This is a genomic window from Streptomyces sp. CA-288835, from assembly GCF_050936385.1.
Taxonomy (GTDB): Bacteria; Actinomycetota; Actinomycetes; order Streptomycetales; family Streptomycetaceae; genus Streptomyces.
Window position 1 is genome coordinate 7,046,465 of record NZ_JBNJMW010000001.1, and the last position, 20,295, is coordinate 7,066,759.

Sequence of the window (20,295 nt, forward strand, 5' to 3'; positions counted from 1 at the left end):
ACGGTCATCGACATGGCGACCACCGGGACTCTGACCGCCGAGCGCATCCTCGAAGCGACCGAGGAGGTGCTGCGCCGCCACGGCCCGGCCAAGGCCACCGTGGTGGACGTGGCCCGTGCGCTCGGCGTCAGTCATGGCAGCGTCTACCGGCACTTCCGTACGAAGGCGGCGCTGCGGGAGGCGGTGACGATGCGATGGCTGGACCGTACGACGGCGACCCTGTCCGGCATCGTCGCCGAGGGCGGACGGGACCCGGAGGCCCGGGTGCGCGAATGGCTCGGGGCCCTCTTCGCCGCCAAGCGCCGCAAGGCGGGAGACGATCCCGAGCTGTTCGCCACGTACAGCGTGCTGGCCCACGAGAACGGCGAGGCGGTCGGCCGGCACCTCGACGACCTGACCGGCCAGCTGACGGAGATCGTCCGGGCCGGTGTCGACGCCGGTGTCTTCACCACCGCCGACCCGGCGGCCACCGCCCGCGCCCTCTTCCAGGCCACCGGCCGCTTCCACGACCCCGTCTACGCCCCGGAATGGGAACGGCCGGGGATCGACGCGGAGTTCGAGGCCGTCATGGACCTGGTGCTACGAGGCCTGCGCGCGTGAGATCCATCAGCAGCCCCCCCGGGCCTTACCAGGACGGCATGATCGCCTCCGGGTAGCGGGATCCGGCCGCGCCCCGCGGCAGGATCTCCTGGACACGGGCCAAGTCCTGCGGTGTGAGCGTGACATGCGCCGCCGCGACGTTCTCGGCGAGGCGCTGCGGGCTGCGGGTGCCGGGGATGGGCACGATGTCGTCGGCCTGGGCGAGCAGCCAGGCCAGCGCCAACTGCGTGACCGTGATGCCCTTCGCGTCGGATAGCGCGGTCAGCTCGCGGATGGCGGCCAGGTTCTTCTCGTAGTTGCCGGGCTGCCAGCGGTCGTCCCAGCTGCGCATGTCGTCCGCCGGATATTCGGCGGCGGGCTTCACCGCGCCGGTGAGGAAGCCGCGGCCCAGCGGTGAGTACGGTACGAAGCCGATGCCCAACTCCCGTACCACGGGCAGCACTTCGGCCTCGACCGCCCGCTCGAACACCGAGTACTCGGTCTGCAGCACGGACACCGGGTGGACGGCGTGGGCGCGCCGCAAGATGTCCGGGCCAGCTTCGCTGAGTCCCAAGTAGCGCACCTTGCCTTCGGCGATCAGTTCGCCGACGGTGCCCGCCATGTCTTCGATGGGTACGTCCGGGTCGACGCGGTGCTGGTAGAGGACGTCGATGTAGTCGGTACCGAGGTGGCGGAGGCTGTTCTCGGTGACCTCGCGGATGTGGTCGGGGCGGCTGTTCAGCTTCATGCCCGCGCCAGTCTGCGGGGCACTCATGTCGAAGCCGAACTTGGTGGCGATGACCACGTCGTCGCGGAAGTCCTTCACGGCCCGGCCGAGCAGCTGCTCATTGCTGCCGGTGCCCATGCCGTACAGCTCGGCGGTGTCGAAGAGGGTGACGCCGAGCTCGTACGCCCGGCGGATGGTGGCGATGCCGCCGGGCTCGTCACCGGCGCCGTACGCCATGGTCATGCCCATCGTGCCGAGACCGATCGCCCCGGCCTCAAGGCCCTGCGTGCCGAGCTTGCGGGTCGGCAGGTTGCTGCTCTGGTCTGTGCCCTGCTGGTCTGTCTGGCCTGTGTCCTGCTGTGTCATGTCGTCGACGCTACGAGCGCGGGCACCCAGCGGTCATGGGCCGAGGACCGCATAGGATTGCCTGATCCTCTCAGGACGCCCGCTCAGGACCCCCGCTCGGGACCCACTCAGGACCCGCTACCCAGGGAGCGCTTCATGCTGGACGAGCTCGCGTCGGCCATCGCCCGGCACGGCGACGACTGGTGGTCCGACACCGCGGTGCCACGCCTCCGGCTGGTGAGGCTGGACGAGCCCATCACCCCCATCGACCTGCTGTACGAGCCCATGATCTGCTTCATCGTCGACGGCTCCAAGAGCAGTGTCGCGGGCGAGAGGAGCTGGACCACCGGGAGCGGGGAGATGCTCTTCAACTCGCTCGTGCTGCCGGTCACCTCCACGTTCGAGCGGCTGCCGTACCGCTCGGCGGTGATGCGCCTCGACGGCACGATGCTCGCCGACCTCCTGCTGGAACTGGACGGCACGGACCCCGTCACGCCCACCGGTCCCGAGCCCGAGGCCGGCGGGCAGATCACCGCACCGATGACCCCCGAGATCGTCGACGCGGTCACCCGGTGGGTACGGCTGCTCGACACTCCGGAGGACATCCGCCCCCTGGCGAACCGTATCGAGGGCGAGATCCTCTACCGCCTGCTCGGCAGTCCCCTCGGTCCGACCCTGCGTCACTTCCCGCTTGCCGACACCGCGGCCGCCCGGGTCCGTACGGCGGCCAGGTGGATCTGCGAGCACTACACCGAGCCGCTCAGCATCGAAAAGATCGCGGCCGTGGCCCATATGAGCCCCGCCACCCTGCACCGCCACTTCAAGTCCGCGACCGGCATGAGCCCGTTGCGCTTCCAGAAGCACCTGCGGCTTCAGGAGGCCCGCCGCCGGCTCCTCGCCGGTGACACCACGGCGGCCGTGGTCGCCGAAGCGGTCGGCTATGTGAGCGCGACCCAGTTCAACCGCGAGTACCGAAGGGCGTACGGACTGCCGCCGGCCCAGGACGCGGCCCGTCTGCGGAGCCAACTGGTGGGCACCGGGCGGGCACGGTAGGGACCGGCTCCGCTATCCCTCCGACGGATCCACCGTCGCCTGATGCGCCTCCGCCAGGTGTTCCTCCGCCTTCAGCCACGGCAGGAACTGGGCGCCCTTCCGCCAACCGCACGTATCGCATCTGATCGTGCGCTGCACGCCAGAGCGTTGAACCCGTACGACGTGCTCGCGGCCGTGCTGGTCCCAGCGGCTCACCTTGCTTGTGTTGATCTGCAGCATGACGAACTCCTCTTGTGGGGGTGGCTCGCAGAGCGAGTGTGCAGCAAGACCAACATCAACAGGGGTTACTTATGAGGAGAGTTAGCGCACGAACGGCGTCAGGCCACGGGCGCACCATCTGCGCGCTAACTGACCTTGCGAGGCAGCCGCAGGCTCAGCAGGATCGTCAGGACGATGCCCGCCAGCTGCACCAACAGCGTGGTGACCAGGGCATCTCGCATGCCCATGCCCGGGACCAGGCCGAGGAAGAGGGTGCCGAGGGAGGCGACGCCCAGGGCGAGGGCCGACTGCTGGACCGTGATCATCACGCCGCTGCCGACTCCGGCCCGGGCGGGCGGGACCTCGGAGAGGATCACGCGGAAAAGGATGGGGAGTTGGAGGGCCTGGCCCGCGCCCGCCACGGCCGCGCCCGGCAGCAGTTCCACCACACCCAGGTCCGGCCAGGAGCGCCAGGCGGCGAGGGCGATGAGCGCCACGCCGACACCCTGGATCAGTCCGCCGACCGTCACGATGCGGGTTCCGTAGCGGGTGACGAGCCGCGGGCCCCAGAGCGAGACGACGAGAAACACCACCGCCATGGGCGCCAGCGCGAGCCCGGCCGGGACCGGGCCGAGCCCGGCACCCTGTTGCAGCGCCACCGCGATCACGAACATGAAGCCGCTGAAGCCGATCGAGAACGGCACCACCATGGCCAGGCCCCGGCGCAGCGACGCCAGCGCGAACAAGCTCGGCGGCACCAGGGGCGTACGGCCCTGGCGGTCCTCCCGGCGCTCGACCAGGTAGAAGGCAGTCGCCGCGAAGGGGAACGCCGCCAGCGCCAGCCAGGTCCACAGCGGCCAGCCCGCCGCCCGGCCCTCGGTCAGCGGCGCCAGCAGGGTCAGCAGGGAGACGGCCAGGAGCAGCGTGCCGGGGACGTCCACCGGCTCCGGGTGCTGCGAGCGGGTCTCGGGGACGGTGCGTGCGGCCAGGATCAGGCCGAGCAGGACGACCGGGACGTTCACGAGGAACACCGAACGCCATTCCGTGCCCGCGATGTTCGCCGCGACCAGGACGCCGCCGAGGATCTGGCCCGCGACCATGGAGAGCCCGGCCGTCGCTCCGTACAGGCTCATGGCCTTGGCGCGGCGCGGGCCTTCGGTCGCCGACTGGATGGTGGCGAGGACCTGCGGCAGCATCGCCGCGGCCGCCGCGCCCTGTGCGACGCGCGCCGCGACCAGCGTCCAGGCGGTGGGCGCGAGGCCGCACGCCAGCGAGGTCAGCCCGAAGGCGGCCATACCGGCGAGGAAGAGCCGGCGTCGGCCGAACATGTCGCCGAGGCGTCCGCCGAGCACGAGGAGCACGGCGTACGAGACTCCGTAGCCGGCGACGACGAGTTCCAGGACCGCCTCGCCGGCGGACAGGTCGCGGCCGATCGTCGGCAGGGCGACGTTGACGATGAAGAAGTCGATGAGGGGGAGCGCCGCGCCCAGGAGCACGGTGAAGAGTCCGAGTCCGCCGAGTACGGGCGGGGCGGCGGGGGAGCGGGCGGCACTGCGGTCGAGAGTCGTCGTTTCAGTCACGTCCCTCAGCTTTGGCCGACTCTCAGCCTGGTACCAGAGTCTTCTTATCCTGGTAGCAGCAGTACCTGGCAACAGGCTTGGCGTGGCGGCAGGCTGGAGGCATGACGAGCATGGCCCAGGAGACGGCTCCACGGAAGACGGCGGTACGGGACGCCGTGCCGCCCGGCGCCCAGAAGGCCGACGAGGCCCGCGGTGCGAAGGAGTCGGAGATCCGGCGGCATGAACTCGCCGCCTTCCTGCGCCACCGCCGCGAGCACATCACCCCCGAACAGGCAGGCCTGCCCCGAGGCCGCCGCCGGCGCACCCCTGGCCTGCGCCGCGAGGAGGTCGCGCAGCTCTCCGCGGTCGGCGTCACGTGGTACACGTGGCTCGAGCAGGCCAGGGACATCCAGGTGTCCGTCCAGGTCCTCGACGCCCTCGCCCGCACGCTCATGCTCGACTCCAGCGAGCGTGCGCACCTGTTCAACCTGGCGGGGGCCGTCGACCCCGCACCCGGCGCGCACTGCGCGTCGGTCACCGACGCCCAGCGCGCACTCCTGCGACAGCTGGATCCGATCCCGGCCTCCATCCAGAACAGCCGGTACGACATCCTCGCCCACAACCGCACGTACGGGCTGCTGTTCTGCGACCTCGACGCCATCCCGCCGGAGGACCGCAACTGCATGCTCCTGTGCTTCACGAACGAGGACTGGCAGTCGTCGCTCGTGCGGCTGGAGGAGACCATGCGGGTCATGGCGGCCAAGTTCCGCGCCTCGATGGCCGGTCATCTCGCGGAGCCCGCCTGGAAGATGCTGCTCCATCGGCTGCGTACCGAGTCGCCGGAATTCCGGGAGATCTGGGAGCGGCACGAGGTCGTGACCTCGAGCAGCAAACGCAAGCAGTTCACCAACGCCCACGTCGGCCTGCTCACCGTGGACAGCACCGACCTGTGGCTGGGCCCGCACAACGGCCCCCGCATGCTGACGTTCGCCCCGGTCGACACCGAGTCCCGCGAACGCCTGGAGAAGCTGCACGCGATCGCCCTCGAGCGAAGCTGAGAGCCTCAGGCCAGTACGTCCGCCTGCTCCTTGACCTCCGCCGACTCCAGCCGTTCCGCGGTGCGTTCGGCGGTTCGGCGGGCCCAGCGGCCGCTCGTCAGGGCGCCGACGACCAGGACCGCGAGGCCGCAGGCCGCGATGATCCACCAGCCGGGGCGGGCCGCTGAGACGTAGACCTCGCGGTACGGGAGCGAGCCCAGGCCCGAGGCGAGTACGGCGCCGACCACGGCGACGCCCAGGGTCTGGCCGATCTGACGGCTGGTGGAGGCGACCGCGGCGGCGACGCCGGCCTGGGCGCGGGGCATGCCCGAGACGGCGGTGTTGGTGATGGGGGCGTTGACGAAGCCGAAGCCGAGGCCGAAGAGGACGTAACCGATGACCAGCGTCACGTTCGACGTCTCGGCCTCGAAGGCGGCGAAGAGCACCCCGCTCGCCGTCATCGCCACTCCGGCGACGAGGAGGGAGAGGCGAGGGCCGCGGCTGCCGACCAGGCGGCCGGACAGCGGGGCGGATACGAAGGTCAGGGCGGCCATCGGGAGCATCCACAGGCCCGCGCTCAGCGCGGTGAGCCCGCGTACGTTCTGCAGATAGAGCGTCGAGAGGAAGAGGAACCCGCCGAGTGCCGCGAACGCGCTGATCGCCACGACCGTGGCCCCGCTGAACGGCGCCGAACGGAAGAAGCGCAGGTCGATGAGGGGTTCGGCACGGCGCGGCTCGTACCACAGGAGGCTCAGCAGGGCGGCCACGGCCAGGGCGCCGAACGCGATGACCGTGGGGGCGCCCGAGTGGGGGGCCTCGATGATCGCGTACGTCAGGGAGCCGAGCAGCGCGATCACCAGGAGCTGGCCGACCGGGTCGGGGCGGCGGGCCTTCGGGGCGCGGGACTCGGGGACGTACCGGAGGGTGAGCAGGAGCGCGGCCAGGCCCACCGGAAGGTTGATCCAGAAGATCGCGCGCCAGCCGACCGAGTCCACGAGAAGGCCGCCGATCAGCGGTCCTGCGGCCATCGATATGCCCACCACACCGCCCCACACCCCGATCGCGCGGGCGCGCTCGCGCGGATCCGTGAACGTGTTGGTGATGATCGACATCGCCACCGGGTTGAGCATCGAACCGCCCACCGCCTGCACCATCCGGAAGGCGATGAGCGATTCGAGGTTCGGCGCGAGGGAACACAGCACCGAGCCGATCGTGAAGACGACAAGGCCCGCCATGAAGACCCGCTTGCGGCCGATGCGGTCGGCCGTCGAGCCCGCGAGCATCAGTAGCGAGGCGAGCACCAGCGTGTACGCGTCGATCGTCCACTGGAGGCCGGCCGTACTCGCGTGCAGTTCGCGCTGCATCGAGGGCAGCGCGACGTTCAGCACGGTGTTGTCGAGGCTCACGATCAGCAAGCTCATACAGCAGATCGCGAGCACCAGCATGCGTCGGCGGTGGTTGAGCTCGGGCATTGCACCAGGGTACGCCGATATCGGTAGTGCGCCTAACTAACGACCTCGGTCGGTCGTCGAAAGGCCGTGGCTCGCGCCCGTCGGCGTACGGGACAATGGGGCCATGCCCACGCCCGCACCTCTCCTGAACTCCACCCTGCCGATCGGCCCGCACCCGGTGCGGCCGCCCGTCGTCCTCGCCCCCATGGCCGGGATCACGAACGCGCCGTTCCGCACGCTGTGCAGGGAGTTCAGCGGTGGCAAGGGCCTGTTCGTCAGCGAGATGATCACGACGCGGGCGCTGGTCGAGCGCAACGAGAAGACCATGCAGCTGATCCACTTCGACGCCTCGGAGACGCCGCGCTCGATCCAGTTGTACGGGGTCGACCCGGCGACCGTCGGCAAGGCCGTCCGCATGATCGCGGAGGAGGACCTCGCCGACCACATCGACCTCAACTTCGGCTGCCCGGTACCGAAGGTGACGCGCAAGGGCGGCGGCTCGGCCCTCCCGTACAAGCGCAACCTGCTGCGCGCGATCCTGCGCGAGGCGGTGAGCGGGGCCGGGGACCTGCCGGTCACGATGAAGATGCGCAAGGGCATCGACGACGACCACATCACGTACCTGGACGCGGGCCGGATCGCGGTCGAGGAGGGCGTGACGGCGATCGCCCTCCACGGCAGGACGGCCGCGCAGCACTACGGCGGCACGGCGGACTGGGAGGCGATCGCCCGCCTCAAGGAGCACGTCCCGGAGATTCCCGTCCTCGGCAACGGCGACATCTGGTCGGCGGACGACGCGCTGCGGATGGTGCGGGTGACTGGCTGCGACGGGGTGGTGGTCGGCCGGGGTTGCCTGGGCCGCCCGTGGCTGTTCGCGGACCTGGTGGCCGCCTTCGAGGGTCGTACGGGGGACTACGCGCGACCGACCCTCCGCGAGGTGGCCGACGTCATGGTCCGCCACGCGACCCTGCTCGGCGAGTGGATCGAACAAGGAGGGGCGGCCCGAAGGGCCACCGTTGAGGGTGGTGGTGGGAGACGGGCGGGCGAGGCGCGCGGAGTCATCGACTTCCGCAAGCACGTGGCCTGGTACCTGAAGGGTTTCGCGGTCGGCTCGGAGATGCGTAAGCGCCTGGCGATCACGTCGTCACTGGCCGAACTCCGGTCAGGGCTCGATGAGTTGGACCTTGACCAGCCGTGGCCGACGGGCGCGGACGGGCCCCGGGGCCGTACGTCCGGCAACAACAGGGTTGTCCTGCCGGACGGTTGGCTGAAGGACCCGTACGACTGTGCCGGGATCGGCGAGGACGCGGAGTTGGACACGTCCGGGGGTTGAGCGTTCGCTGCGGGTGCAGCGGCCCAAGCGGTCGAGTGGGCGCCGCCGTTGTGAACAACGGCGGCGCCCAAGTCCGAGCCGCGTCCTCCCCTCGATAGGGACGCGGACCGAACGGTCCCGAAGGTTCACGCCGGGGGCGGGGCCGGGCGGTGGATCGGCTGTTCGTCAGTTACAGCTGATCCGCGCCCCGGTTTCCATGCTGTAGTTCGCCCACACCATCGCATTCCGCGTATTGGGGCCGTAATCGCCGTCCGCCCGGACGCCCACCTTCCTCTGAACGGATTTGAGCGCCGACTCGGTGAGGTCTCCGAAGTCCCCATCGGTTGCCAGCCGGTATCCGTAGCAGGAATTCAGGTTCTTCTGGAGAGCGCGGACTGCCGTATTGCTCATCCCCCAGTCAAGCCAGCAATTGGGCGAATTGCCAACGTACGGGACGTACTTGTAAGAGGTGGGGTTTGTGACTTTGTTGTGCAGAACCGCCCCGTAGGTGCAAGGGGAGTAGTCAGCCGCGGTCGCGGACGGCGCGCCGGCGAGAGCGCCGCCGAGGAGGCCGGCCAGAAGGGCTCCCGCGGCCGTAGCCGACTTGGCGCGCCCGCTTCGGATTTTGCTCAACTCTGCTCCACCTTCTGATTGTTGGCGGACTGCCCGAGTTCTTGCGGCGCCCGCCACGGCCGGTGTCAGTTCCGTACGACGGGCACGGTAGCCCGGTCCGGTCGCTGAGTGTGTCGGTCGTTTGCCCCACAAGGAACGGCCGCCGCACACGGACATCGCGCAAGGCTGCGGGCTCATGTGACGCTCTACCTTGATCGCTGGTCAATTACTCTTGGCCCCATGCGGCACGGGGGGCACGAGGGGCACAGCGATGGAGCCGCTGAGCCGACAGGCGGCCCCAGGTCCAGCGAGCGCCTGTTGATCCTGGCCCTCGAGCGGTACGGGGTGTGGCTCCGGTCCACCGTGGTCTGTCTGTGCAGTGCGCTGGGCGTCGCCTCGGCAGATGCGGCGGACATTCCCCTGGCGATGTCTCTGCTGGTGCCCGCTCTCCTCGCCTGCGGTGTGCGCCTCTACTCGCTGCGCCGCCCGCTCCCGTTCGCCCTGCTGTGGACCTTGGACGCGGCCGCGCTGGTGCTGACGGGACTGTCTCAGCCGGTGCTCGGCGGCGACGGCGCGAATGTGATGGTGGAGGCGATTGTCGGCATCAGCCTCATCACTTTCCAGCACGAGTGGGCGACGCGACCCGTGGCCGGGGCTGCCCTGGCCGCGTTGGGGGCCGTCGTCTGCGCGCTGGGCGACGTCCTCTCCTCGCCCGGGCACAGCCCGGAGTTGCTCCCCCTGGTGCGCATGCTTTTCCTGGCGGGACTGTCGAGGGCCGCTTTCCTGATGGTTCGGGCGCGGGCCCGGGCGGCTGACCGGGCGGCCGCGGCCAGGGCGGCGTCGCGTCGGAAGGCCGATGTCGCCGCCGCACGGAGAGCGGCCGAGCGCGAGTACCTGGCGACCCTGCACGACACGGCGAGCGCGACGCTGCTGATGGTCTCCCAGGGCGACGGCCGGGACTGGTCGTGGCTGCCCGCACGGGCCCGACAGGATCTGGAGGCGCTGTCCGCCATGCCCGGATTCGAGACGGAGAACGTCGACCTCGCGGCACTTCTCGGCTGCGTGCCCGAGGGTGAGGGACAGGCCAGGGTGCGGCTCAAGACGCGTATCGAGGGCCCGCTCGCGATCCCGTCCGGCCCTGGTCTTGCGATATTCAACGGGGTCCGGGAGGCCGTCACCAATGTGGCACGCCATGCCGGAGTGCGGGAGGCGGAGCTCAGGGCATGGACGGAGGGGGACGGCACCGTCGTCGAACTGTCCGACGCGGGGCGGGGATTCGACCCGGACTCCGTCCCCGCACGGCGCCGGGGCATCTCCGGTTCCATCATCGGCAGGATGCACGCGGTCGGCGGCTCCGCTTCCGTCAGCTCACATCCGGGCACCGGGACCCGCGTGCAGTGGCGCTGGCACGGCCCGGCCCGGGCGTCACAGACAGGGGGCGGAGCGCAGGTGACCGGCGGCGTACCGCGCCCGCCCCGCGCCCAGGCACAGCACACGGCCCTCGTCCGCCTCATCCGCGGGCAGCTCCTTTACGGGGCTCAACTGGCCGCGCTGCTGATCAGCCTGCTGTCGCAGTTCACCCTCTCGCTGTACCAGCTCACGGCCTACCAGAGCGTGTATCGCCCCGCGTGGGCACAGACGGCGGCCTTCGTCTGTCTCGCCGCCGTCGCGGCGACCGGGGGCGCCTATCTGCTGCGTGGCAGACAGATCCCGCCGAGGGTGCGCTGGTGGAGCCTGGGCGCGGTGCTGACGGTTTCCGCGATCGGCGCGTTCACGCTCCCGCCGGAGCGGTTGGCAGGGGCGGAGGACTGGGTGTTCGGGCTGGTCGGCTGGCACGCGCTGTTCCTGCTGGCAGACCTGCGGCTCAGGGTGTTCGCGGCGTTCCTCGGGGTGCATATCGGGCTCAACGCGACCGCTGTGTTCCTGTCGGGGGCGCCGACCGCCGCGGAGGCGGCCGTCATGGGGATCTCCGTCTGCGGCTTCCAGCTCTCCGTCGGTGTACTGCTGACGCACCTGCTCCACGGCACGGCGCCGGCAGCGGGGACCGCGGCCGCACAGGAGGAGGAACTGCGTACCCGGGAACGTATCCACGAGGACATGCAGCGTGATCACAAGGAGCGCTACCGCGCCCTGACGGCGACGACGGTGCCGCTGCTCGTGGGCCTCGGCCACGGAGTGCTGAGCCCGCACGACGAGGAGGTCAGGCTGCGGTGCGGCGTGGAAGCCGCCCGTATGCGCCGCCTGTTCGCGGAGAGCGACGCCGTCACCGACCCGCTGCTGAACGAGTTGCGGGCATGCGTGGAGGTGGTCGAGCACCAGGGGGTGACGGTGAGCCTGGCCGTACGAGGCCAGCCGGGGGAGGTGCCTGTGGAGATACGCAGGGAGCTGGTCGACCCGCTGGCGGTGATTCTGGGCCGTACCCGCTCGACCGCGCGGGTGACCGTCGTGTGGACCCCTCGCGCGGTACGCGTGAGCGTGGTCAGCGAGGACTGCGCCGGCGGCCGTGGCCCGGGAGAAGCCGCTCAAGCACACGGCCACGCCACGGACGCCACGGACGCCAAGGTGACCGTGGCCCGAACGACGCGCGGCGAAAGTGTGTGGGTGGAAGCCGGCTGGAGAAGACCGGCGATCTCCGGAGTTGACCTGACATGAGTGACAACGCACCAGTCAGCGTGGTCGTCGTGGACGACCATCCGGCCATCCTCTCGGGCGTGGAGGCGTGGTACGCCGCATCACGGCGGCCCATCACCGTGGTCGCGGCCGGCGGTTCCATACAGGAAGCCTGGACCGCGCCGGGCAGCACCGCCGACGTCGTCGTCCTGGATCTGCAACTGGGCGAGGGCGGCCCCGCCTTCGGCAGCCTACGAAGACTCGTCGACGCCGGGCGGCAGGTGGTCGTCTACTCGATGCGGGACGACGAGAAGACAGCACTCAACTGCCTGGACCTGGGAGCCGCGACCTTTCTGACCAAGAGTGAGGGCCGGGACCACCTGGTCGAGGCGACGCTGGCGGCAGCCGACGAGCGGCCCTATATGCCGCCCGCGCTGGCCGGCGCGCTGGGAACAAACACCCGCGCCGACCGCCCCCAGCTCTCCGTGCGCGAGGAGAACGTGCTCATCGAGTGGTTCCAGTCGGAGTCGAAGGAGCTGGTCGCCCAGCGTCTCGGCATCTCCGTACGGACGGTCAACTCGTATCTGGACCGGGTGCGGATCAAGTACGCGAACGTTGGCCGCCCCGCGCGGACCAAGGCAAGCCTGGTGGCCCGCGCCATCCAGGACGGGCTGGTCGACGTGGACGACCTCTGAGTACGGGCAGTACGGGCAGTACGGGCAAGCAGGTCAATTACAACTTCAAGGTCGACGCCAGCGCCGCCTGAGCCCGAGCTCAGGCGCCCCCGACGGCAGTCAGCAACGCCAAAGGAGCCGCCGCCGACCGGGATTCCCGCACGCACGCGTGCGGGTAAGGCACCGGCTCCCCCTGACTGTCGCGGCCGTAGCCCGCAAGGACCTCCGGGAGCCGGTGGCCGGCCGCCGTCGCCGCGTTCACCAGGGCATGCGCGACCGTTTGGGCCTCGTCATGGAGCCCGTACCGCGCCAACCCCAGTGTGATCAACGCGTTGTCGTGGGGCCAGACCGACCCCCGGTGATACGACAGCGGATGGTAGGCGGCCTGCCCGGAGGCCACCGTCCGCACTCCCCACCCCGAGAAGAAGTCCGGCTCCAACAACCGCCGGCCCACCAACTCCCCGTACTCCTTGTCCAACAACCCGGACCACAACAGATGCCCGGCATCGGAGGCCAGCGCATCCACCTGATTGCCGTCGCCGTCCAACGCCAGTGCGGGAAAGGCGAGTTCAGGCATCCAGAAGTCCCGCTGGAAGCGGTCGCGGAGGTCGCCGGCCGCCTGTTCCAGCAGCGCCGCGTACACGTCGTCGCCCCACACCGAGCGCGACAGATGCGCGGTACGGCGCAGGGCGTCGTACGCGTACCCCTGCGCACCCGCGGCCATCACCGGCCCGGTGGCGCGGCTGCCGTCCGCGGAGCAGATGGCGCCGGGGGAGTCCTTCCAGTTCTGGTTGGCGAGGCCGCCCTCGTCGGCGCGGTAGACGAGGTAGCCGCGCGAGGTGAGCCCGCCGTGGTCCAGCATCCAGCCGATCGCCGCGCGGGCGTGGGGCTCGAGGCGGCGGGCGGTCGCGACATCGCCGGTCTGCTCGACGTACGCCCCGAGCAGCACAAGGAAGAGCGGCGTGGCGTCGACCGAGCCGTAGTACCGCCCGTACGGCACCTGCCCGAAGTGCGCCAGCTCCCCGTGCCGTACCTCGTGCACGATCTTGCCCGGCTGGGCCACCGCCCCGGTGCCGGTCGCGGTCGCCTGCGCGGCGGCGAGCGCGGGCAGGGTGGCGGCGGCGAGCTGGGGGCGGTAGGGGAGCGCGAAGAGGGAGGTGAGGAGCGCGTCCCGGCCGAGCAGCGTCAGGAACCAGGGGACTCCGGCCGCCGGGACGCGAAGTTCCTCTCCGTCGGGGCCCGTGGCCGGAACCTGGAGGACGGCCAGGTCGGCGAGGCCCCGCTCGCAGGCCGCGGCCAGCTCCGGCCAGCCCGTCGGGAAGGGCACGCCCTCGGTGAACTCGTTCTCCAGCGCGCGGAGTTGGGCGTTCACGGCGGACGGGGAGGCGGGCACCTCCGGGTGCGGTGTGCCGTGCGGGCGGGCCGCGACCCGAAGGGCCAGCTCTGCGGAACCGTGCGGTTCGAGCTCCAGAGCCCAAACCAGGCGACGGGCGCCCGTACCCGTCTCCTCGACGCCGTCAGGCGCGGGCTCGGCGGTGACCGTCGTACAAGAACGCCACTCACCGCGCCGGTAGCTGAACTCCACGCCGTCGTCCAGGATTTCGCGGGAGCGGACGGCGCCGATCTTGGCGTACGTACGGTGGTCGGAGCGCAGCTCGAACTGGTCCGAGAAGTCGGCGTCCGCGGTGACCGCGATCCGGACCGTCGTCGGCACCGGTCGGTTGCTGGTGACGCGCAGCGACTCGACGAACGCGCCGTCGGCGACGGCCTGTTCACGGAAGAGCGTGTACGCGGGCGGTTCCTGCCGGCCCCCGCGCGGTACGAGAACACAGCGCGCCACGTCGCCGTCCGCGACCGGCGACAGCAACTCGGGCATCGCCCCGTCGACGGTCAGCTGCCAGCGGCTCAGATGCCGGGCGTCACGTACGAACAGCCCGTCGGGGGAGCCGCTGCCGCGCACTCCGCTGATGTCCCCGCCGTCGCCCACGGCCGCGAACGTCCCACCGTGCACGAGCAGATGCTGCCGGTCCGTCATCCCTGGTCCCCTCCCTTGGCACCCTTGCCGATCTCTTCGCCTACGTGATCGCTCACGTGATGCGCCGCGCTCAGTGAAGGGCCCGGCTCGTGCTGGTGGTCGTGGTCGTGCAGCAGGTCGAGCGTCAGCGCGGCGGTCCAGCTGAAGCCGAGCGCTCCGCAGGCCTCGCCGCTGTACGGGGTCACGTACTCCGCGAATCCGGACGCGCCCGCCGTGTCGAGCAGTGCACCGCGCAGACGGTTCGCGAGGGCCTGCTCCCCGTGCAGCCTGAGGCCGCGCTCCAGCATCCAGTTGGTGTTGAACCAGGCCGGACCCCGCCAGTACCGGTGCGGATCGAAGGCCTCGCCGGTCAGGTCGTAACTCGGTACGAGCCGGGTGACGCCGCCGAGCCCGAAGTGCGGCCCGCGCAGGGTCCGTACGAGACTGTCGGCGACGTCGCGGGGCAGGGCGGGCAGCAGCAGCGGGACGAGCCCGGCCACGCCGCGCTCGGGGATGAGTTCCCCGGTCTGTACGTCCCGGCAGAAGAACATGCCCTCCGCCGGGTCCCACAGCCGCTCCACCAGCGCGGCCGTCAGCCGCTCCGCCCGCGCACTGCGGGCCGTGCTCGTGGCGCCCAGCTCGCGGGCGATCCGGGCCAGCGCGTACTCGGAGGCGATCAGCAGCGCGTTGAACGCCGGGTCCTCGACCGCGAACTGCCCCTCTCCGTCGGCGTATTCACGGTCCCGGTAGTCGCTCGCCAGCGCCACGTACCGCCCGTAGTCCAGATCCGTAGGCCGGTCCGAAGCGGCCCCGTGGTCGAGGTCGGCGCGGCGGAAGGTGCGGGCCGGGGCGGGCGTGACGCGGCTGAGCGGGGCGTCCCAGGACGGGGCGTTGTCCATGCCCTGCTCCCAGGGGTGGACCACGGAGGCCAGGCCCCCGCCGCCCAGGTCCCGGCGGTGCAGCAGATAGCGGTGCCAGGCCGCGAGCCGCGGATACAGGCCGGACAGGAAGCCGCGGGCCCGCGACAGACCCGGGTCGGCGACATGCACCAGCCAGGCGGCGAGTGCGTGCACCGGTGGCTGCACGATGCCCGACGTCTGTACGGTGCGCGGGGCGCCCGCGGCGCGTCCCGCGGTGGAGGAGCGCCAGAAGTCGGGGCTCGGGAAGTACGCGTCGAGCGGGACGGAGGGGTTGAAGACGATGTGCGGAATCCGGCCGTCGCCCCACTGCGCGTTCAGGAGCGTCTCCAGCTCGACCTGCGCCTTGAGCGGCGACAGGTGGCGCAGCCCGATCGCGATGAACGCCGAGTCCCAGGACCACTGGTGGGGATACAGGCCGCGCGAGGGCACCGTGGACGTCCCGGTCCAGTTGTCGTGCAGGACGCGCGCGGCCCTCAGATGCAGGGAGCGCGCGGCGAGGCCCGGATCGTATACGGCTGCCCCGGAATGGCCGATCTCACCCTGGCCGGAAAATGGGGGTGAGGCCGAGGTGCGTACGGGCTCCGGGTGTCCGGTGCGGCGGGCTGTGAGCTGGGTCGAGCGGTCCACTCGGGTCTCCACGAAGACGTATGTCCGGCCAGTTCGGTTGATGCTGCCGTAGGGTTACGTCTATTTAACACGCAAAACTCAATATGTAATGCAGAGTTGAGGAGCGCAAGGGGGTGTGCATGACCGAGAACGCCGGGAGAACCGGTACGGCAGGACGGGCCGCGAGGGCGGCCGGCCAGGGGAGCGCCGGCGAGCTGCTGGCGCTGGTACGCAGCGGACGGGCCACCACGCGCGGTGCCTTGCAGCAGGTCACGGGCCTGTCCAGGGCCACGGTCGGCCAGCGCCTGGACCGGCTCTTCCGGGCGGGCTGGCTGCGCGAGGGCGCCGCGGGCCCGGTGGACTCGCCGCTCGGTGGTCGGCCCTCGGTCCGACTTGAGTTCGATGACTCACATTCCGTCGTCCTCGCTGCCGACCTCGACACCCGGCACGCGCGCACCGCGGTCCTCTCGCTCAGCGGCGAGCTGCTGGCCGAGCACACGGGTTCGCTGCTCATCGAGGACGGCCCGGACGCGGTACTCGGCGAACTCGGCCGCTGGTTCGGCGAGTTGCTGGAGAAGGCGGGGCACCGGGCGCACGAGGTGTGCGGGATCGGGCTCTCCGTGCCGGGCCCGGTCGACAGCGACACCGGCCGCGTGGTCCAGCCGCCGATGATGCCCGGTTGGGACGGCTACGACATAAGAACCCGGCTGGCCCGCGCCTTCGCCGAGCACACGGGTACCGAATCCGTCCCGGTCCTTGTGGACAACGACGCCAACCTCATGGCGTACGGCGAACAGCGCACCGCCTACCCGGACTGCTCGGCCTTCGTCCTCATCAAGGTCTCCACCGGCATCGGCGCGGGCGTCGTCGTCGGCGGCGAGATCTACCGGGGCATAGACGGGGGCGCCGGGGACATCGGGCACATACGGGTCCCGGAGGGTGCCGACGCCTTGTGCAAGTGCGGTTCGTACGGCTGTCTCGCCGCCGTCGCGAGCGGCGGTGCCGTGGCGCGGCGGCTCGCGGAGACCGGGGTGCCGGCGGCCTCCGGCTCAGATGTACGGGACTTGCTGACCGCCGGGCACCCCGGGGCGGCGGCGCTCGCGCGGGACGCCGGGCGGCTGGTCGGCGACGTACTGGCGACCGTGGTGACGCTGCTGAACCCCGGGGTGCTGATGATCGCCGGGGACCTGGCCGGCACCCCGTTCCTCACGGGCGTACGCGAACTGCTCTACCAGCGCGCCCTGCCCCGCTCCACCGCCCACCTGGACGTGGTCACCTCACGGCTGGGGGAGCGGGCGGGACTGGTGGGGGCGGGGCTGCTGGTGGTGGAGCACCTGTACGCGCCGGAGCGGGCCGAGGAGCGACTGCTGGCGATGGGCGTGTGAAACGCCCGGCGTAAGCGGATGCGCCGTGGGTGGCCGATCGGTGTGTGACATCCGCATTACGGACCGTGTACGCGTCCGCATGGTGAAATCTGGCCGCTCAAATCGGCGTGATTCTTGCCACCCTTGATAAGGGTTGCGCTCAGATGAGCGGATCTTGGGCAACTGCACTTCTCCAAGGGGTGGCACTGAGTGCCACCCCTTGATCGTTCACGCTGTGAACTCACACGTACGAAGCGCTGCTCACATGAGCGCTTGAGGGGGTCTACGTGCGTTGACTCGTTCAGGAAGTGAAAACATCACCTCCCGACTCATTGCCAGCTCTTGACTTGCGATCTGTTGGCGGACGGGCGGTTACGGCCGCATGACGCGCAAGTGGACGTACCGAGGTACCTTCGATTTGGGTATGTTCCTCGCCGTCAGGGCAGCCAGCGCGTCCTCGAGGAGTCGAGATCCGTGTCGGAAAACAAAGATCCCCACGTAACTGGTAGCGACGCTCAGGGCGTGAAGTTCGTTTATGACTTCACCGAGGGCAACAAGGACCTCAAGGACCTCCTCGGCGGCAAAGGCGCGAACCTCGCCGAGATGACCAACCTGGGCCTCCCCGTCCCGCCGGGCTTCACGATCACCACCGAGGCGTGCAAGACGTACCTCGAGAGCGGCGTGGAGCCCGCGGCACTGCGTGACGAGGTGAGTGCGCACCTCGACGCCCTCGAAGAGAAGATGGGCAAGAAGCTCGGACAGGCCGATAACCCCCTGCTCGTATCGGTCCGTTCAGGGGCGAAGTTCTCCATGCCCGGCATGATGGACACCGTCCTGAACATCGGGCTCTCCGACAAGTCCGTCCAGGGACTGGCCAAGCAGGCCGGCGACGACCGCTTCGCATGGGACTCGTACCGCCGTCTCATCCAGATGTTCGGCAAGACGGTCCTCGGCGTCGACGGCGAACTCTTCGAGGACGCGCTGGAGGCGGCGAAGGCCGCCAAGAAGGTCACGGTCGACACGGAGCTCGAAGCGGCCGACCTGAAGAAGCTCGTCACCAAGTTCAAGAAGATCGTCAAGACCGAGGCCGGGCGCGACTTCCCGCAGGACCCGCGCGAGCAGATGGACCTCGCCATCCACGCGGTCTTCGACTCGTGGAACACCGACCGCGCGAAGCTCTACCGCCGCCAGGAGCGCATCCCGCACGACCTCGGCACGGCCGTCAACGTCTGCTCGATGGTCTTCGGCAACCTCGGCCCGGACTCGGGCACGGGCGTGGCCTTCACCCGCGACCCGGCCAGCGGCCACCAGGGCGTGTACGGCGACTACCTGCAGAACGCTCAGGGCGAGGACGTCGTCGCCGGCATCCGCAACACGGTCCCGCTCGCCGATCTGGAGAAGATCGACAAGAAGTCGTACGACCAGCTGATGCAGATCATGGAGACCCTTGAGAACCACTACAAGGATCTCTGCGACATCGAATTCACCATCGAGCGCGGCCAGTTGTGGATGCTCCAGACGCGCGTCGGCAAGCGGACGGCGGGCGCGGCCTTCCGTATCGCGACCCAGCTGGTGGACCAGGGGCTGATCGACGAGGCCGAGGCGCTGCAGCGCGTCAACGGCGCTCAGCTCGCGCAGCTGATGTTCCCGCGCTTCGACGAGGACACGAAGGTCGAGACGGTCGGCCGGGGCATCGCGGCCTCGCCGGGTGCGGCGGTCGGCAAGGCGGTCTTCGACTCGTACACGGCGGTGAAGTGGTCGCGTTCGGGCGAGAAGGTGATCCTGGTCCGCCGCGAGACCAACCCCGACGACCTGGACGGCATGATCGCGGCGGAGGGGATTCTGACCTCCCGCGGCGGCAAGACCTCGCACGCGGCCGTGGTCGCGCGCGGTATGGGCAAGACGTGTGTGTGCGGTGCCGAGGAGCTCGAGGTCGACACCAAGCGGCGCCGGATGACTGTCCCGGGCGGGCATGTGGTGGAGGAGGGCGACCTGATCTCGATCGACGGGTCGTCGGGCAAGGTCTACCTGGGCGAGGTCCCGGTCGTCCCGTCTCCCGTCGTGGAGTACTTCGAGGGCCGGATGCACGCGGGCGCCCAGGACGCCGACGAACTGGTCGAGGCCGTACACCGGATCATGGCGTTCGCCGACCGCAAGCGCCGCCTGCGGGTGCGTGCCAACGCGGACAACGCCGAGGACGCGATGCGCGCCCGTCGCTTCGGCGCGCAGGGCATCGGCCTGTGCCGCACGGAGCACATGTTCCTCGGTGACCGTCGTGAGCTGGTCGAGCGCCTCATCCTGGCCGACACGGAGGACGAGCGCGAGGAGTCGCTGAAGCAGCTGTTGCCGCTGCAGAAGCAGGACTTCGTGGAGCTGTTCTCGGCGATGGACGGCCTGCCGGTGACGGTCCGTCTGCTCGACCCGCCGCTGCACGAGTTCCTGCCCGACATCACGGAGCTCTCGGTCCGGGTCGCCCTGGCGGAGGCCCGCCAGGAGCCGCACGAGAACCTCCTCCGCCTCCTCCAGGCGGTGCACCGCCTGCACGAGCAGAACCCGATGCTTGGGCTCAGGGGTGTGAGGTTGGGCCTGGTCATCCCCGGCCTGTTCACGATGCAGGTACGGGCGATCGCCGAGGCCGCGGCCGAGCGCAAGAACGCCAAGGGCGACCCGCGCGCCGAGATCATGATCCCGCTGGTCGGCACGGTCCAGGAGCTGGAGATCGTCCGCGAGGAGGCCGACCAGGTCGTTGCCGAGGTTGAGGCGGCGACGGGCACGGAACTGAAGCTGTCGATCGGCACGATGATCGAACTGCCGCGGGCCGCGCTGACGGCGGGTCAGATCGCGGAGGCGGCCGAGTTCTTCAGCTTCGGCACGAACGATCTGACGCAGACGGTGTGGGGCTTCTCGCGCGATGACGTCGAAGCGTCGTTCTTCACGGCGTACTTGGAGAAGGGCATCTTCGGCGTCTCCCCCTTCGAGACGATCGACAAGGACGGCGTCGGCTCCCTGGTGAAACTCGCCGCCGACGCCGGCCGCGCCACCCGCCCCGACCTGAAGCTGGGGGTCTGCGGCGAGCACGGCGGCGACCCGGAGTCGGTCCACTTCTTCCACGAGGTGGGTCTGGACTACGTATCGTGCTCGCCGTTCCGGATCCCGGTGGCCCGCCTGGAGGCCGGCCGCGCGGCATCTACGTCGAAGGGCAGCGACCACCGCTGACCCGCCATATCGAGGGGC

The 20,295-nt window shown here is 70.3% G+C and carries 15 protein-coding genes; 8 read left to right on the forward strand and 7 right to left on the reverse strand.

Features of this window, described 5'->3' with window-relative positions:
- The first annotated feature begins 12 nt into the window (after nt 1-12).
- Nucleotides 13-600: a TetR family transcriptional regulator gene (locus tag ACQEVY_RS31895; RefSeq protein WP_432952826.1), complete on the forward strand. Its 588-nt coding sequence runs from the start codon at nt 13-15 to the stop codon at nt 598-600.
- 25 nt (nt 601-625) lie between these two features.
- Here ACQEVY_RS31895 and ACQEVY_RS31900 read toward each other — a convergent pair whose 3' ends face one another.
- The gene (locus ACQEVY_RS31900; RefSeq protein WP_432952827.1) at nt 626-1,672 is read right to left on the reverse strand and encodes an aldo/keto reductase; all 1,047 of its coding nucleotides are present in this window, start codon (nt 1,670-1,672) and stop codon (nt 626-628) included.
- A 135-nt stretch (nt 1,673-1,807) separates the two neighbouring features.
- Here ACQEVY_RS31900 and ACQEVY_RS31905 point away from each other — a divergent pair, with 135 nt between their 5' ends.
- Nucleotides 1,808-2,704, forward strand: a complete 897-nt coding sequence (locus ACQEVY_RS31905; protein ID WP_432952828.1) for an AraC family transcriptional regulator N-terminal domain-containing protein — start codon at nt 1,808-1,810, stop codon at nt 2,702-2,704.
- Nucleotides 2,705-2,716: 12 nt separating this feature from the next.
- On the opposite strand, the gene ACQEVY_RS31910 is transcribed toward ACQEVY_RS31905, so the two are convergent.
- Together ACQEVY_RS31910 and ACQEVY_RS31915 are read right to left on the reverse strand one after the other, a co-directional pair.
- The gene (locus tag ACQEVY_RS31910; RefSeq protein ID WP_165343914.1) at nt 2,717-2,923 is read right to left on the reverse strand and encodes a hypothetical protein; all 207 of its coding nucleotides are present in this window, start codon (nt 2,921-2,923) and stop codon (nt 2,717-2,719) included.
- A 125-nt stretch (nt 2,924-3,048) separates the two neighbouring features.
- The gene (locus ACQEVY_RS31915) at nt 3,049-4,482 is read right to left on the reverse strand and encodes an MFS transporter (RefSeq protein WP_432952829.1); all 1,434 of its coding nucleotides are present in this window, start codon (nt 4,480-4,482) and stop codon (nt 3,049-3,051) included.
- A gap of 101 nt (nt 4,483-4,583) precedes the next feature.
- Between ACQEVY_RS31915 and ACQEVY_RS31920 the strand changes: the two genes are divergently transcribed.
- Nucleotides 4,584-5,519, forward strand: a complete 936-nt coding sequence (locus tag ACQEVY_RS31920) for a helix-turn-helix transcriptional regulator (protein WP_432952830.1) — start codon at nt 4,584-4,586, stop codon at nt 5,517-5,519.
- A 5-nt stretch (nt 5,520-5,524) separates the two neighbouring features.
- Here ACQEVY_RS31920 and ACQEVY_RS31925 read toward each other — a convergent pair whose 3' ends face one another.
- The gene (locus ACQEVY_RS31925) at nt 5,525-6,970 is read right to left on the reverse strand and encodes an MFS transporter (RefSeq protein ID WP_432952831.1); all 1,446 of its coding nucleotides are present in this window, start codon (nt 6,968-6,970) and stop codon (nt 5,525-5,527) included.
- Nucleotides 6,971-7,073: 103 nt separating this feature from the next.
- Between ACQEVY_RS31925 and dusB the strand changes: the two genes are divergently transcribed.
- Nucleotides 7,074-8,282, forward strand: a complete 1,209-nt coding sequence (gene dusB, locus ACQEVY_RS31930) for a tRNA dihydrouridine synthase DusB (protein ID WP_432952833.1) — start codon at nt 7,074-7,076, stop codon at nt 8,280-8,282.
- A gap of 165 nt (nt 8,283-8,447) precedes the next feature.
- On the opposite strand, the gene ACQEVY_RS31935 is transcribed toward dusB, so the two are convergent.
- A complete protein-coding gene (locus tag ACQEVY_RS31935) occupies nt 8,448-8,894 on the reverse strand; it encodes a peptidoglycan-binding domain-containing protein (RefSeq protein ID WP_432952834.1) in 447 nt (148 codons plus the stop codon).
- A 219-nt stretch (nt 8,895-9,113) separates the two neighbouring features.
- Between ACQEVY_RS31935 and ACQEVY_RS31940 the strand changes: the two genes are divergently transcribed.
- Together ACQEVY_RS31940 and ACQEVY_RS31945 are read left to right on the forward strand one after the other, a co-directional pair.
- The gene (locus ACQEVY_RS31940; RefSeq protein WP_432952836.1) at nt 9,114-11,525 is read left to right on the forward strand and encodes a sensor histidine kinase; all 2,412 of its coding nucleotides are present in this window, start codon (nt 9,114-9,116) and stop codon (nt 11,523-11,525) included.
- Nucleotides 11,522-12,178 (forward strand): response regulator, encoded by a 657-nt coding sequence (locus tag ACQEVY_RS31945; protein ID WP_432952837.1) that lies wholly within the window; start codon nt 11,522-11,524, stop codon nt 12,176-12,178. The genes ACQEVY_RS31940 and ACQEVY_RS31945 overlap by 4 nt, the downstream gene beginning before the upstream one ends.
- 79 nt (nt 12,179-12,257) lie before the next feature.
- On the opposite strand, the gene ACQEVY_RS31950 is transcribed toward ACQEVY_RS31945, so the two are convergent.
- Both ACQEVY_RS31950 and ACQEVY_RS31955 read right to left on the reverse strand, forming a co-directional pair.
- Entirely contained in the window at nt 12,258-14,192 is a 1,935-nt protein-coding gene (locus ACQEVY_RS31950) for an amylo-alpha-1,6-glucosidase (protein ID WP_432952838.1), read from the reverse strand.
- On the reverse strand, nt 14,189-15,718 hold the full coding sequence (locus ACQEVY_RS31955; protein WP_432952839.1) for an MGH1-like glycoside hydrolase domain-containing protein: 1,530 nt from the start codon (nt 15,716-15,718) through the stop codon (nt 14,189-14,191). Before ACQEVY_RS31955 ends, ACQEVY_RS31950 begins: the two co-directional genes overlap by 4 nt.
- Nucleotides 15,719-15,837: 119 nt before the next feature.
- Between ACQEVY_RS31955 and ACQEVY_RS31960 the strand changes: the two genes are divergently transcribed.
- Entirely contained in the window at nt 15,838-17,082 is a 1,245-nt protein-coding gene (locus tag ACQEVY_RS31960) for an ROK family protein (protein WP_432952840.1), read from the forward strand.
- Between the two features lie 453 nt (nt 17,083-17,535).
- The gene (gene ppdK / locus ACQEVY_RS31965) at nt 17,536-20,277 is read left to right on the forward strand and encodes a pyruvate, phosphate dikinase (RefSeq protein ID WP_432952841.1); all 2,742 of its coding nucleotides are present in this window, start codon (nt 17,536-17,538) and stop codon (nt 20,275-20,277) included.
- Nucleotides 20,278-20,295 lie beyond the last annotated feature (18 nt).